The 14,077-nt window shown below is 71.6% G+C and carries 8 protein-coding genes; 2 read left to right on the forward strand and 6 right to left on the reverse strand.

All coding sequences use genetic code 11. From position 1 onward, the window contains the following. Positions 1 to 2: 2 nt before the first annotated feature. From cas7e to ACWC97_RS07350, 5 genes are all read right to left on the reverse strand, one after another. Entirely contained in the window at positions 3 to 1,196 is a 1,194-nt protein-coding gene (gene cas7e, locus ACWC97_RS07330; protein WP_450647941.1) for a type I-E CRISPR-associated protein Cas7/Cse4/CasC, read from the reverse strand. Between the two features lie 52 nt (positions 1,197 to 1,248). Beyond that, a complete protein-coding gene (gene casB, locus ACWC97_RS07335; protein ID WP_450647943.1) occupies positions 1,249 to 1,893 on the reverse strand; it encodes a type I-E CRISPR-associated protein Cse2/CasB in 645 nt (214 codons plus the stop codon). 26 nt (positions 1,894 to 1,919) lie between these two features. Continuing rightward, complete coding sequence (gene casA, locus ACWC97_RS07340) at positions 1,920 to 3,482, reverse strand: type I-E CRISPR-associated protein Cse1/CasA (protein WP_450647945.1); 1,563 nt, start codon at positions 3,480 to 3,482, stop codon at positions 1,920 to 1,922. A 189-nt stretch (positions 3,483 to 3,671) separates the two neighbouring features. Continuing rightward, positions 3,672 to 6,503, reverse strand: coding sequence for a CRISPR-associated endonuclease Cas3'' (locus tag ACWC97_RS07345; RefSeq protein WP_450647947.1), 2,832 nt, complete (start codon positions 6,501 to 6,503; stop codon positions 3,672 to 3,674). A gap of 364 nt (positions 6,504 to 6,867) precedes the next feature. Beyond that, on the reverse strand, positions 6,868 to 8,691 hold the full coding sequence (locus ACWC97_RS07350; protein WP_450647949.1) for a flavin-containing monooxygenase: 1,824 nt from the start codon (positions 8,689 to 8,691) through the stop codon (positions 6,868 to 6,870). A gap of 177 nt (positions 8,692 to 8,868) precedes the next feature. On the opposite strand from ACWC97_RS07350, the gene ACWC97_RS07355 reads away from it, so the two are divergent. Next, positions 8,869 to 9,888 carry an SMP-30/gluconolactonase/LRE family protein gene (locus ACWC97_RS07355; protein WP_450647951.1) on the forward strand — a complete coding sequence of 340 codons (1,020 nt, stop codon included), beginning with the start codon at positions 8,869 to 8,871 and terminating at the stop codon, positions 9,886 to 9,888. An 83-nt stretch (positions 9,889 to 9,971) separates the two neighbouring features. Here the strand turns inward: ACWC97_RS07355 and ACWC97_RS07360 are convergent, their stop codons facing one another. After that, on the reverse strand, positions 9,972 to 10,562 hold the full coding sequence (locus tag ACWC97_RS07360) for a helix-turn-helix domain-containing protein (RefSeq protein ID WP_450647953.1): 591 nt from the start codon (positions 10,560 to 10,562) through the stop codon (positions 9,972 to 9,974). 189 nt (positions 10,563 to 10,751) lie between these two features. On the opposite strand from ACWC97_RS07360, the gene ACWC97_RS07365 reads away from it, so the two are divergent. Further along, entirely contained in the window at positions 10,752 to 14,024 is a 3,273-nt protein-coding gene (locus tag ACWC97_RS07365) for a tetratricopeptide repeat protein (protein WP_450647955.1), read from the forward strand. Positions 14,025 to 14,077: the final 53 nt, after the last annotated feature.

Genomic DNA, 14,077 nt, shown 5'->3' on the forward strand with positions numbered 1-14,077 from the left:
GGTCACGCTCCGCTCCCCAACGGGGCGAACGCGGCTCCGACGCCGGCTTCGACCAGCGCGTCGAAGGAGTCGAGGCGCGCCCCCAGTCCCTCGATGTCCTGGCCGGTACCGGCCCAGTGGGCGGAGAGAATGCGGTTACTGCCCATGAGAGTGGTGGCGGTCCGTGCGTACGCGACGAGCTGGTCGCGGGACGCGGCTCCGTGTCCGCCGCCCTGCGCGAAGCGCACCGGGGTTTCGAAGGCTGCGGCGAAGGAGAGCGGGCGGTCGCTGCGGACGCTGATGTGAACGAGGTCCGGTGCGGTGTGCGGTGCGGTGGAGTTCTTCTTGGCCTGCGGCAGGGAGCGGATGAAGGCGGAGAGGAAGGCCCCGGCGATGTTACGGGCATCCTCGGAGGCGTCGCGGGGGCCTCCGGAGGTGTGGACCTTGCCCATGTTGGCGATGAGTTCGCGCAGGTCGATGGTGGCGAAGCGGTAGAAGGTCCCGGCGGAGAACTCGGCCTCGTTGAGGTGGCCGCTGCCGGTCTCGCCCCATGCGGAGGTCAGGTCGTCGACGGCGGTGAAGTAGTCGACCTGGACGTCGCTGCGGTGAGTGGTGAAGGCATGGGCGACCTGGACCGCCCCGTCGACATCGGCGCCATCGACCTCGGCGAGCATGCGGCCGAAGGTGTGGATGACGGCGTTGCCCCGACGGATGATGCTCTGAATCTCGGCTGCGGGGAGCTGCGACTTGTCGGTCGCCTTCTCGATCTTCTTTTTCTTGATCTTGTCCGGGTGCTCGGCGGCGAGGTCGGCGAGTTCCTCGATCGACTCGGAGGACAGATAGACGAGTCCGTTGGTGACGGCCTTGTAGTTCTCCTGGTCCGGTTTCCCGTCGATGGCGAACTTGATCCCGGAGGCCGCCACGACGTGAGCACCGGCCCGACGTGCTTCGTGGTGGTCCCAGCCGTGCTTCTCCGTGAGGACGTCGGCGACGGCCTTGTCGATCCGGCGGGTCCGGGTGGCGTACTGTCCGATCTCCTTCTGGAACTCCTCGCGCAGCGCCCTCTTCCATGACTGGCTGCTGACACGCGTGCGCCGCACACCGCCGTAGTCCACCGTCTTGACGGCGTTGAGGTCATCGCGGTTCAGCGTGGACACGGGGACGCTCTGGAGGACGTGCACATCGACGAAGCAGGCGGGCAGGTGCGCGGTCGCCACGGAGGGCTCCTTCTGGAGTGGTGTGCGGGTACGGCGGTCGGACTGTGGGTGCTCAGGCTTCCGGGACGGCCTGGGCTACGTCGGACTGGTCCTTCTTCCCCCACTCGTCGCGGTGGAGGGTACGGAAGTAGTCCTGCTGCCACCGGCTCCCGATCTCCGCGGCGTTCCACGGCCAGCGGGTCAGATCGCTCAGCAGCTGGGCCCAGTCGGGTTCGGTCTCGTACTGGCGCAGGAGGCGGGTGGTCTGGGGGAGGTAGCGGTGCAGCCCGGTGGGGCTCTGGCGGACGAGGAGGTCCAGACGCCTGCGGGTGTTGTCCCGGCGGCGTGAGCGTTCCTGTGCGGGAGCCTTGAGAACGGACTCGGCGAGGGTGTGGCCGAAGCTGGCACCGTAGACACGGTTCGGCTGCTCCGTCTTCGGTTCCTCCACCGGCCGGTCGCGAACGACGTGGCGGGGCTGATCGGCGATGAGCGCGGCGACCGCGTAGTAGGCGCGGTCCCGCTCCCGGTTCCGCTTCTCGGGGAGCCAGTGTGCGATGTACTCCTGCATCCCGGATGCCTGGTCGATGTCCTTGCCCAGACCTCGGCGCAGGCGCGCGTGCGCCCCGGGGTTTTCCGCGCACAGCTGCCGGATCTCCCGTACGAAACGCAGGTTCTCGGCGCGGCGCTCCTGCACCGTGACTCTGCGGTCTTCTGCCATGGGGCACCTTCCGGTCGGCGTGATGACTACTTGTTCTTGCGCACGGGGCGCGTAGCCCACAGCAGGCCATGGGCTTCGATCACGGCCTGGTTCCCGCGGGTGGAACGGGTGAGCGGTTCGGTCGCGTGCTTGTAAGCCTCTTGGGCGAGTCGCAGGAAGGCGTCGCGCGCCCCGCGGATGTCCAGGCCGCCGTCGGGGTCCTCGCGAGTACGGTCGAGGCAGTCGAAACGGGACCAGAACTCGCGCTCGGCAGCCGGCCAGTACAGGGCCTCGGCCTGCGGGACGAGTTTGCCCGCCTGCTTGGGATCGCCCCTCGTGTACAGCTCCCAGGCCTTGCGCACCGCTCCGACGAGGTTCTCCCCGTACCGTTCGCCCAGCCTGCGCAGTCGTCCGACCGCGACCTGGGCTTCGGGGACCCGATCGGTCAGATGGCCCACGGTCGAGGGGGTGAGTCCGCTGACGAACTGGATGTTCTTGGACTTGTTCTGGTCCAGGCCGAGTGCCCTGATGCGCAGTCGCTCGGTGAGTTCGGCCGCCGTCGCGAACAGTCTGGGACGCTCCACCGTGGTCGCCTCACCGTCGGCCTCCGGGGGCTGATGGCCCAGCAGGCCGTCCAGATCCCTCCACAGGGCCCTGCTCGCCTTGGCCGGTCGGGCGGAGCGGATGTCCTCGTTCTTGACGGTCCTGTGCTCCCAGACGAGGTACGGGTCGTCGAACCCTCCCGGAAGGCGGTACGCCCAGGTGATGCGGGCGTCCGTGACGTGCTCCCCGCGGTCGTCGGGCTGGAGCAGGAGAGCGTGCCGCGAGATGTCCGTCCACCAGCCGCAGGGGCCGAGCGGAACGGGGGGAGCGCCCGCCGGGTCCGTCGGCTCGTCCCGCTCCCAGGAGCAGAGGTCTTCCGCGCGCCGTACGTCCGCCCCGGGGCGCACAAGCCCGGCGAGAAGGGTGACCAGCAGCGATTCCCCTTCCGGGTGGTAGGAGAGCGATCCGTGCAGGGGCCCGCGCCTGGCTTCGGAGATCCGCTCTCCGTGGAGCAGTCGGGGAGTGCATTTGCCGGGGGCCCCGTAGTAGTGCCACATCAGCAGGTACAGCACCGCCGTGGCCGCGGAGGGCGGGTGCGGGGCGTCGTCGCGGACGTGACCGAACCAGGAGTGGTTGTTGCCCGAAGGCCGGGTCACCACCAGTTTGTTGACGCCGCTCGACTCGATGCACTCCTCCGCCAGGCGCGGGTCCTGCAGCCACGGACGGCCGGTCGGACCAGCGTCGAAGAGGAAGAAGCGGTGGTGCCACTGATCGACGTACCTCGCGATGCGACACTCCGGCAGTGCTCCGCTTTCGAGGACTTCCTGACGTCGGCGCAGCCAGTCGGTGTCCAGGGCCTCGTCGTCCTGCTCCTCGTCGAGCCTGGTGACCCGTGCGGTGAGCGCGTACAGCACCCGCAGGAGTGCCGAGTGGGCGGCGGCGAGCGGGATGTCCAGGGCTTCGATGTCCTGGCAGCACCGAAGAAGTTCCTGGAGGCCCACGGATTCCGGGCCGTCCCGGCCGGGGAGCCAACGCACCGGGATCCACGGTTCGTCGAAGAGATTCATCGCCCGTGACGGTTCCATTGTTCCCCCGGTCTCCCGCGTTCTCTTCCGCCCCGGAGACCCGTATGGCAGCCCTACCCCGGCAAGGCCGCGCACTCACCGTGCCCACGACGGGACTTTACGTAGCCCCGGGTTGTCGGTGAGCGTAGACGATCACCATGTGCAGTGCGCCCTTTTCGGAGAATCAGGCGATCAACCGTGCCTGAACAGGCCGGTCCTGGTGTACCCGACCCGCATGGCCCCGAGGAGACCGGTGTCGGGGTCGCCGTCCGCGCCGAGCACCACGGGATACACCTGATTCAGCCACGTCCGCTTTCTCCAATATGTGTAATTGAGGTTCTTGAGGCGGGGGAACCGCTCACGGCCCATCTGCTCCGACAGCCCTCCCGCAGGCGCCCACTGCGGCGGAACCGGAATCGCGTGCCGGGCCAGAGCGGCCACGGCCGAGCCGCCGCCCTCCTTGAGGCGCGGCACCTCCTCCTTCCCCTCGGGATCCAGGAAGGGAACCTCGCCCCGGAGGTGGATGAACAGCACGTATGCCTCCTCGATGCCCATCGTGGCTGCGAGGCGCTCCTTCGTGAGGCCGTGCTCGGTCCGGGTCAGCTCGTACAGATCGCCGTGGACGTCCGCTGGACCGCGGATGCCGGCGCGCCGGGCTTCGTGCAGCAGCCATGCCTCGTGTCCTTCGGCCGCGGCGGCCAGAAGGTGCCCCTTCCGCCTGGCTCTGATGTCCTCGAAAGCGGCCAGATAGCTGTCCGAGTCATAGACCTGGCGGATCAACCGAACTGCGTCACCGGGGAGTCGAAGCTGCGGTCCGTGCGCTCGTAGCACTTGGACCGCGTGCTGCCGCAAGGCCCGGTCCATCGGCGAGCCGGCCCGCTCCTCGCCTTCCAGGATGGTCAGGCATCGGCCGTGGGAAGCGCGGGCCAACAGCGACGGCAGCGGGGCGGAACGAGTGACAACACGTTCGAAACGGAACGGGAGGTATTCGGCAAAGGCGGGGGTGGTGACGAGCACCGAGCCGTCCTGCGCCGCATTCTTGTGGGCTGCCGCGCATTCCTCCATCAGCTCGCGGAAGTGGTGTCGGCGGAAGCGCTGGTGCAGCAACCGGACCTCGCCGGGTGTCGCGTGCAGGCGACGGTGCTGTTCGATCGCGGTGAAGGTCCGCTGGGCCTCCTCCACACTGTCGCAGCACACAAGGGTTGAGCCGGCGCCCCCGGACCGGTCCGTGACGGCGTCCACGTACGGGTCCGCGCCCCCGGGCCTCGACCGGGCTTCGAGCAGGGAAACAGGCAGGACCGAATCCTCCGGAGCGCCGTCGGCGACTGCGGTGACCGACCCGTCCCGCCCGTCGACGTACAGCCAGCCCGGCTTCGGCAGCTCCGCCGACGGCGACGCACCGTTCTCCCGGGTTTTCGGCCCCCGGGCCACTCGCACGCCCCTCCGGTATGCCGTCACCAGACGGTCGGCGCTCTCCCCGGCCAGGGTGTCGGTCAGCAGGACCACGGACGTCCCGAGGGCAGCCAGCCACTCCACCAGCAGGCACAGGAGCTGATGGAGCGCCGGCTCCTGTGGGCGCACGTCGTCCACCACGAAGACCTTCTCGCTGAGCCCGAAAAGTCGCACCGCGTTGTCCGGCACGGGCAGGACGGCCAACAGGAACTGGTCGAGCACGCCCACCCCGAGCGGGGCCAGCAACCCACGGCGCTGCTGGCTGAGCCACTTCTTCGCGACGGCCTGGTCCTCCGGGGCGAGGCTGAGTTCGGGGATGTCCTCGAAGGCGGTCTCCGGCCCGACGTCGAAGGACATCGTGTGAAGGCGGACGAGCCCGCCGGAGCCCTCCAGAAGCGTGCCGGCCAACGACGCCAGCTCCTTCGACGCATCATCGAGGTGCATCTCGTCCGGTAGCGCGAGAGCGATGCCTCGGGCCTTGGACGCGCGGCCCAGCTTCGAGGCCGCCACCATCCCCAGCCGTCGGCGGGCAGGCCCTGCGGGAGCACTCACCAGGAGCATGCCGCCCTGCGCGGGCCCGGCCTCCGTGAGGAGGCGTCGCGCGAGTCGGCCGTGCACGGAGCCGTCCGGGAACCCGGCGGCCCGCAGCAGTTCCTCCTCCGGCGAGGCAGCGAATCCACACCGCCCCAGAGCCTGTTTCCCCACTCGCTCACGGGCTGTCTCCCGGACACGCTCCCAGTGCTGCCGAAGGGCTTCGTCGCAGCAGCACGCCTCGTCCGCGAGACAGCGCACCGACTCGATCGATTTCGTGTCGCTGGCCATCCAGTCCGCCACCATCACCACGCCCAGCACCACGACCGCGAGCTCGACCGGGAGCATGCCTGTCGGTACCGGGCCGTCGTCCGTGATCAGCGTCCGAACCATGCGGGCGTGGCGGAAACGTTGCTCCGGCCATGCTCCCAGCCCGAGCTGCGGCAGGAATGTTGCCGGGCTTCTCAGCTGCTGCCCCTCCATCCGCGGGTAGAACGACCCGTGGTGCCCGCCCAGCAATTGCCCGACGGCATGACCGATGAGATCGCGGGCCTGCCCGCCGGGAGCGTCCGCCGAGTAGCCCAGGTGCTCAAAGATCCCGGGCAGGGCCCAGTGGGTGATCCTGTCGTGCGGCGCCGTTCTGTTGTTGGTGCCGCCCCTGCCGTGCCGGTAGCGACCGTCAGCGAGTAGTTGTTCGAAGTGCTCCGGGTAGTCCTTACACGCTTCCGTGGAGAGGAAATGCTGGTAGGACGGAGAAATCTTCCCCAGATCGTGCAGCGCGGCCCAGAAGGCCAACTCCCGTGCGGCGTCAGGCTCCGACAGCCCAAGCTCCAGGGCGACACGGGCGCGCAGGGACGGCCCGACGGTCAACTCCCACAGCTCCGCGAAGTAGGCGCCGGTGTCGACGAGATGGCAGACCACCGGGTACGGCTTCGTCAGTCCCCTGTCCTTGCCCCGTAGGCGGGCGTCCAGGAATCGGGTACGGCCGTGGTGACAGAGGGGGCTCTCGCCGCTGGACCCGGTTTCGGCGCTGCTCTCCATATGAGTGTTCTAGCAGGGCCTCCAAGACATCTACCCTCAAACGGACTTCATGTGGCGTACAGTCGGGGGCGGGTCAAGGAGATCCAGCGACTGCACGACAGGGGATGCGTCCCCACGGCTCAGTGACACTGCCCAGCGGGTCCCGAGCCTGGTATCCGTGTAGCCGCCGATCTCCAAGGTGTCACTACATGAACAAGTCCGAGAACCGCTGCAGTGGGTTCTTCAAGTCGCTCGCCGGCTCCTTCGTCGGCAAGTTGCTTGCGAGGATCCTGCTGGATTGGTGGTCAGGACAGTAGTCCCGACCCATGGCCCGGACTTCGGTCCGGGCCTCTTCTTGTTCCTGGCCCCATGCCGGCTCTGGTCGTCACGGCCGCGCCCCCGCCCTCCCCCGAAGCACCTCCCCCAGGGACTTCTCCCTCCACCGGGCAAGGAGTTCGTGGAAGGCGACGGCGCCGTGCGGGTAGGCGGTGGGGCCGTTGGGGCGGCCTCGGCCTTCGCGGTTGTAGTAGCCGGGGGTGCATTCGGCGTGGAACCACTCGTGGTCGGGGGCGCCTTCGGCCAGGAGGGCGAGCCAGGCGTCCTCGGTCCCGGTGGAGGGTTCGATGAGGGCGTTGGCGGCTTCGGCGGCGGCGACGAGGGCGGCGGCGTGGCGGGCCTGTTCGTCGAGGATGTGGGTGAAGTTGACGCTGCTGGCGTTCTGGAGGGAGCCCAGCTGGATGAGGTTCGGGAAGCCGTTGCTGGTGAAGCCGTGGAGGGTGCGCGGGCCCCGGCGCGCCCATCTGTCCAGGAGCTCGACGCCGTTCCGGCCGCGGACGGGGAGCCTGCCGGAGTGGATGCCGGAGGCGCCGACATCGAACCCGGTGGCGAAGATCAGGCAGTCGAGCGCGTACGGGGTGCCGCCGACCACGACGCCGTCCTCGGTGACGCGCTCGATGCCGTGGGTGTCCGCGGTGTCGACGAGGGTGACGTTGTCGCGGTTGAACGCCGGGTAGTACAGGTCGGAGAAGGTGGGGCGCTTGCAGGCGTAGCGGTACCAGGGCTTGAGCTTGCGGGCCGTCTCCGGGTCGGTGACGGTCTCGTCGACGCGGGCGCGGAGTTCGTTCATCTTGGCGGCGTCGGCGGTCTCGTAGGCGGCTTCGAACGCCTCGCGGTCGCCGTGGCGCCGGAAGCTGGGCAGGAGTTTCTCCAGCAGGCCGGCCGACGCGGTCCACCGGTCCGCCACCAGGTCCTCCTCGGCGGGCTCGCCGGAGACGATGCGCAGGTAGTTCTCCCTGCGTTCGCGGGCCCAGCCCTCGTGGTCGGCGCCGACGTCCCGGGCGGTGGTGCGGCGGTTGGCGCGGACGTCCACGGTGGAGGGGGTGCGCTGGAAGACGTAGAGGTGGGCGGCGTCCTCGGCCAGCATGGGGACGGCCTGGACGGCGGTGGCGCCGGTGCCGACGATGCCCACCCGCTTGTCGGCGAGTCCGGTCATGCCCCCGCCGGGGGTGCCGCCGGTGTAGCCGTAGTCCCATCGCGAGGTGTGGAACGTGTGCCCCGTGAACGTCTCGATCCCCGGGATCCCGGGCAGCTTCGGGTCGGTGAGGGTGCCGGTGGCGGTGATGACGTACGTGGCCCGGAAGGCGTCGCCGCGGTCCGTGGCCACGATCCAGGTCTCCGAGGCTTCGTCCCAGGTCAGGGCCGTGACGGCGGTGGAGAACAAGGCGTCCGCGTAGAGGTCGGCGTGGTGCGCGATCCGTACCGCGTGGCGGCGGATCTCGTCGCCGGGGGCGTACTTCCACTCCGGCACGTAGCCGGTCTCGTCGAGCATCGGCAGGTACACGTGGGACTCGATGTCGCAGTGGACGCCCGGGTACCGGTTCCAGTACCAGGTGCCCCCGAAGTCGCCGCCCTTCTCGACGATCCGGACGGACCGGACGCCGTGGCTCCGCAGGTGCGCCCCGGCGAGGATGCCGCCGAACCCGCCGCCGATGACGGCGACGTCGACGGTGTCGCGGTGGGGCTCCCGCTCGTCCGGCCCGGTGGTGTACGGGTCGGCCGCGTAGTAGCCGAAACCGGCATCCGCGGTGCGGTACTGGGCGGTGCCGTCGGGGCGGACGCGCCGCTCGCGTTCGAGCCGGTAGCGCCGCCGCAGCGCCGTCAGTTCGTCGGGGTCGGGAAGCTGATGCACCGTCACGTTAAGTCCGTTCATGGGCTGTTGGGGGGCGCGGGGCGGGTGTGGTCGGCTACGGTAGCAAGTACCGGACAACACTGTCCGGTTATGGTTCGACGGCACGGCGGTATTCGGCCACACAACACACCGCCCCGTTGGCGCGTACACGCTCCGGAGCAGCGGAAACCTCGCGACGAACAGGAAGTGTGATCTCCCATGCAGCAGTTCTCGGCCCGTTCCTTCGCCGTGCTCGCCACGGTCGGCGCCCTGCTCCTCACCGGGTGCGGTACGGAGAGCTTCGACCCCGGGGGTACGGCACCCACCGCCACCGAGGGAAGGACCCTCCGGGCGCAGAAGGTCATGCGGCTGACCCGGCCGCACGCCGGGACCGGGATGACCCTGCTGGAGGGGCCCACGTTCGACGGGAACGGCGACCTGCTCGTCGTCGATGTCACCGCCCCCGCCAGCGAACCCAAGGTCATGCGGGTGGACGTCGGGAGGAAGACCTTCCGCACGTTCCACACCGACGACCGGGGCGCCTACACCTCGGCACAGTTCAGCCCGTACGACGGGCGGCTCTACCTCAGCGACTTCGCGCACGGCGAGATCGTGAGCCTGGCCCCCGGCGGCGGCGATCGCCGGACCTTCTTCTCCGGCGAGGTCGACGGGGCGCGGATGAGCCCGGACGACATCGCCTTCGACCCGGAGGGCAACCTGTACGTCAGTGATTCCCGCGGGCTGTCCGAGAACGAGGCGCGCGGCCGCGTGGTGCGGATCGACCGCGCGGGTGGGAACGCCACGGTCCTGGCCGGGGAACTGGCCGCCCCGAACGGGATCTCGTTCGACGCGGAGTACCGCGGGCTGTGGTTCAGCGAGCTCACCGAGAACCGGATCTCCTACCTGCGCCTCGACCAGAACGGGAAGGTCACGTCCCGGCACACCGCGATCCGGGTGGACGGCGGGATCGCGCAGACCGACTCGATCGCCGTGGACGCGGACGGCAATCTCTACCAGGGGCTCCACGGCCGGGCCGCGATGGCCGTGTACGACCGGTACGGCAAGCGGCTGGCGACCGTGGAACTCCCTTCCGGCACACAGGGATTGGAGTCGGCGACGAACGTGGCCATCACGCCGGGCGGGACCCGGGCCTATCTGACCGTCAGCGGCCCGGCCGGCGGATATCTGTACGCCTTCGACGCGCTCGCGGAGGGCACCCGGCAGTCCAACGGGGGCTGACGAAGGTCGACGACGGAGGTCAACGGAAGCTGACGGAAGTCGGTAGAGACTGACGGAGGCTGGTCCCCGGACCCCGGACCGGCTCAGCCCTCGAAGGGGGCCACCCGTCCCACCTCGACGCCGAGCAGCCGCCAGGCGGCCAGCGCCCGGCGCTCCCTCTCCTCGCGCGTGGCTCCGGCGACCGCGGCGGAGACCATGGCGACCGCGAGCGTCAGGTCCTGCCCGGCGCCCAGCCGATGGCCGCCGGGCAGCCGGCGCCGCAGCGCGCGCTCGACGCGCCCGGAGAGCCCCACCGCGTGGGCGCGGACGTCGGAGCGGCCGCTCGGCCGGTCGGTGTGCAGCAGGCCGATGAAGGCCGACGACTCGATCAGGTGCCAGGTCAGCACTCCGAGGACGTCCGGGAAGGCCATGCCCCCGGTCTCGGCCGCCCGCTCGATCTGCCGGACGTTCTCCTCCAGCACCGCGGCCACCGCGGCGGCCCGGTCCGGGAAGTGCCGGTAGAGCACGCCCTGCCCGACCCCGGCCCTGCGGGCGATCGCGGACAGCGGCGCCTCCAGACCGTGCTCCGCGAAGATCTCCCGGGCGGCGGCGACCAGCGCGGCCCGGTTGCGGACGGCGGCCCTCGGCCCGTCGTTCGCGGGCCGCCGCGCGTCCTGCCCGGTCTGCTCCGTCACCCCGGCAGCGTACCGGCCGGGGGCCCGGGTCTCCCCGGCGTACTCGGGCCCACGCCGTTTCCGCCTCCCCGGCGTACTCGGGCCCACGCCGTTTCCGCCTCCCCGGAGCGGTCCCTCGCCTCGGCGCCCCGTTGCCGGAAGACTGGCGGCGGCAAACAGCACGGAACGTGACCGAAGGGGGACACGTATATGCGGGACAGCCATCGGGCCGAGGTGGAAGGGCTGTTGGTGCGCGCCGTCGAGGAGGAGGTGCGGCGGTCCGGGGGCCGCGCCGATGCCGGGACGTTGACGGCGCGCGGGCGGGAGGCGCTGGACACGCTGGCGGGTGCGGCGGCGGAGGAGTACGCGGCGTACGTCGGGGCGCTGGAGGCGGACCAGGCGGGGAAGCGGCCGTTGTCGGGGCGGCTCAACCGGGCGACGCTGGGAACTCCCCTGCTGGTCACCGGGGTTTCCGCGGTCGCCGCCTTCGGCGCGGACCTCGCGTTCGGCACGACGGCGGGGCCGGCGCTCGGCGCGGGGGCGGTGGTCGCGGTCGCCGGGGCCACCGCGACCGTCGCCCGGGCCACCGCCTCGCACTGGCCCGCCGCCCACCGCCGGGCCGGGGCGCTCGGACAGCCGGGCGGGGCCGAGCAGTTGCGGCTCCAGTGGCTGGCGGCGCTGGAGGTGCGGGGCGTGCGCCCCTTCCTCGACCAGCAGCGGATGCTCACCGCCGCCTCGCGCACCCCGGCCAAGCAGGTGCCGCAGCAGTCGCGGGCCGCCGCGGCGCCGGGCCGCCGCACGGACCGCAGCGCGGCGGCCCGTACCCGGGCGATGCTGGAGCAGTCGTTCGGCCATCTCCCCTCGTCCGACGAGGCGTTCGCGGGTCGGCGGGCCGAGCTGGAGCAGATCGGGCGGTGGGTGCGCGAGGCCCGTGCGGCGACGGAGACCAAGCCGACCGTCGTCGTTCTGCACGGCGCGCCCGGTTCGGGGCGGACCGCGCTCGCGGTGCGGGCCGCGCACAGCTTGAAGGACCTGTTCCGGGGCGCCTGCGTGGTGGATCTGCGCGGCGGCAGCGCCGGGGAGACGCCGCTGCCGACCCGGGACGCGCTGCTGCACCTGCTGAACCGGCTGGGCGCCCCCCGTGAACAGCTGCTCTTCCGGGACGGCGGCTCCGGCCGCTCCGGCGCGGACCCGTCGTCCCGGGGCCCGGCGGAGCAGCAGGTGCGGCGGCTGGGCGAGCTGTACGACCAGCATCTGGCCGGTACCCCCGTGGTGGTGGTGCTGGACGACGCCGCCGACGTGGCGCAGGTGTGCGCCCTGGTGCCCGAGGGTTCGGACAGCCTGGTGCTGGTCACCGCCCGTGAGCCGTTGGAGCTGCCCGCCGATCTGCCGGCCCGGGTGCACCGGCTGGCGGTCGGCCCGCTCGACGCGGTGGGGGCGGAGGAGCTGCTGCGCGAGGCGGCCGGGGCGCCGCAGGAGGGCCCGTACGACTCGCGGGGGACGGACGACGTCGCCGAGCTGTGCGGCGGGCTGCCGCTGGCGCTGCGGATCGCGGGCTCCTCGCTCGGTACGCGCAGCCCCGGCTCGCTCGCCACGGACCTCGCCGAGTACCGGCGGGTCCAGCCGGTGGAGCGGGCGTTGTGGCTGCGCTACACCGACCAGTCCGAGCAGGCGCGGCGGCTGCTGCGCCGGCTGGCGCTGGCCGGCCGGGCCAGTCTGGGGACGGCCGCGGCGGCGGCGCTGCTGGCCGCCGACGAGCAGGAGGCCGAGCGGCTGCTGGGCGAGCTGGCCGGGGCCGGGCTGCTGAGCCGCGTGAGGGGCTCGCGCTACCGGCTGCACGATCTGGTGCGGACCTTCGCCCTGGCCCGGCTGCGGGACGAGGAGGAGCCGGCGGAGCGTACCGCCGCGCAGGAGCGGCTGATCCGCAACTACGCGGATCTGGCCGGTGCGGTGATCCGCATGGTGGACGGCAAGATGTCGACCCGGGCCGGCCAGTTCGGCTCGCACGGCTTCAACTCGCTGGACGCGGCGCTGGGCTGGCTGGACCACGAGACGAGCTTCATCACCTCCGCGTTGCGCCACGCCGAGGGCGTCGACCAGCGGGCGGTGCTGGATCTGCTGGGCGCGCTCTGCGACTACTGTCTGCTGCGCGGCGACCTCTACCGGCTGGGCGAGATCAGTGAGCTGACCCAGGCGGTGGACAAGGGGCTGCTGGAGCGGTCGGTGCAGTGGCGCACCGGGATCGCGGCGCGCCAGCTCGGCGAGCTGGACAAGGCCCGGACGACCCTGTCGTCGGTGGTCGGCCTCTACCGGGAGGCGGAGAACGACGCGGGTACGGCGCTGGCGCTCTGCTCGCTCGGGATCACCCTGCACCACCAGGGCAGTCTGACCGAGGCGGCGGCCCGGCTGCGGGAGGCGATCGGGCTCCAGTCCTCGCCGGAGCAGGCGGAGGACCGGGCGTGGTCGATGCACGCGCTGGCGGCCGTGGAGCGGGACCGGGCCCGGATCTCCGAGGCGCTGACCCTGCTGGACGAGGCGCTGGTGCTGCACCAGGAGGGCGAGTCGCTGCACGGGGAGGCGTGGACCCGGTTCCAGCTCGGTCAGACGCTGCTGGTGATGGGCCGCCTGACACGGGCCGAGGACGCGCTGCGCGAGGCGCTGGAGCTGTACGGCCGTACCCGGGACGAGCGGGGCGAGGCATGGGCGCTGACCCAGCTGGCCCGCGCCCGGCTGCTGGACGGCGACCCGGCCGATGCGGTGGAGCGGCTGGAGGCGGCGCTGGCCCGGCACCGGGACAACGAGGACGCGCGCGGTGAGGCGTGGACGCTGTTCTACCTGGGCCAGGCGCTGGAGGAGGAGGGCGACACCGACGAGGCGGTCCGGCAGCTGGAGCGGGCCCGCACGATGTTCTCCCGGATGCGGGACGGGTACGGGCTGGCGTGCGCCCGCCACCACTCGGGCCGGGTCACCCGGGACCAGCGGGCCGCCCGCACCGGGAACCTCCGCAACTCCGGTTTCGCCCGCCAGCTGCTGACGGACGCCCGCGCCGACTTCCGGCGCATCGGGGTCGCCCACGGCGAGGCGTGGACGTGCCTGGAGCTGGCGTTGATCGACGCGGGCAACGACCGGGCCGGCCAGGCGCTGGAGCTGTGCGGCGAGGCGGTGGAGCTGTTCGGCTCGTACGAGGACGCGCGGGGCGCGGACTGGGCCCGGTTCCTGCGGTGCACGCTGCTGCCGTACGCGTCGCCGGGCGGCAGCGAGGTGGGCACGGTGGTGGCCCAGCAGGAGCTGGCGGAGCTGCTGGCGGCCGGGCACCCGGCGCGCGACGGCAAGCTGACCGACTGCGCCGAGGCGTTCGCGGTCGTGCTGGACCGGGGCGTCGACCTGGAGGACGGCTGGCAGGCGTGGCGTCTGGGCATGACTCCGTCGCACCACGCCCGGGACGTCATGGGCGTGCCGCTGCCGGCCGCGTACAGCGCCTGAGGCACGGCGTACGGCCTCCGTCGACCGGGGGTCAGGTGCGACGGGCGTGGCGG

The organism is Streptomyces sp. NPDC001108, from assembly GCF_053598535.1.

Excerpts from the sequence above, each read along its gene's own strand:
- casB (WP_450647943.1), bottom strand. The coding sequence starts at position 1,893 with ATGGCAGAAGACCGCAGAGTCACGGTGCAGGAGCGCCGCGCCGAGAAC.
- casA (WP_450647945.1), bottom strand. The coding sequence starts at position 3,482 with ATGAATCTCTTCGACGAACCGTGGATCCCGGTGCGTTGGCTCCCCGGC.
- ACWC97_RS07345 (WP_450647947.1), bottom strand. The coding sequence starts at position 6,503 with ATGGAGAGCAGCGCCGAAACCGGGTCCAGCGGCGAGAGCCCCCTCTGT.
- ACWC97_RS07350 (WP_450647949.1), bottom strand. The coding sequence starts at position 8,691 with ATGAACGGACTTAACGTGACGGTGCATCAGCTTCCCGACCCCGACGAA.
- ACWC97_RS07355 (WP_450647951.1), top strand. The coding sequence starts at position 8,869 with ATGCAGCAGTTCTCGGCCCGTTCCTTCGCCGTGCTCGCCACGGTCGGC.
- ACWC97_RS07365 (WP_450647955.1), top strand. The coding sequence starts at position 10,752 with ATGCGGGACAGCCATCGGGCCGAGGTGGAAGGGCTGTTGGTGCGCGCC.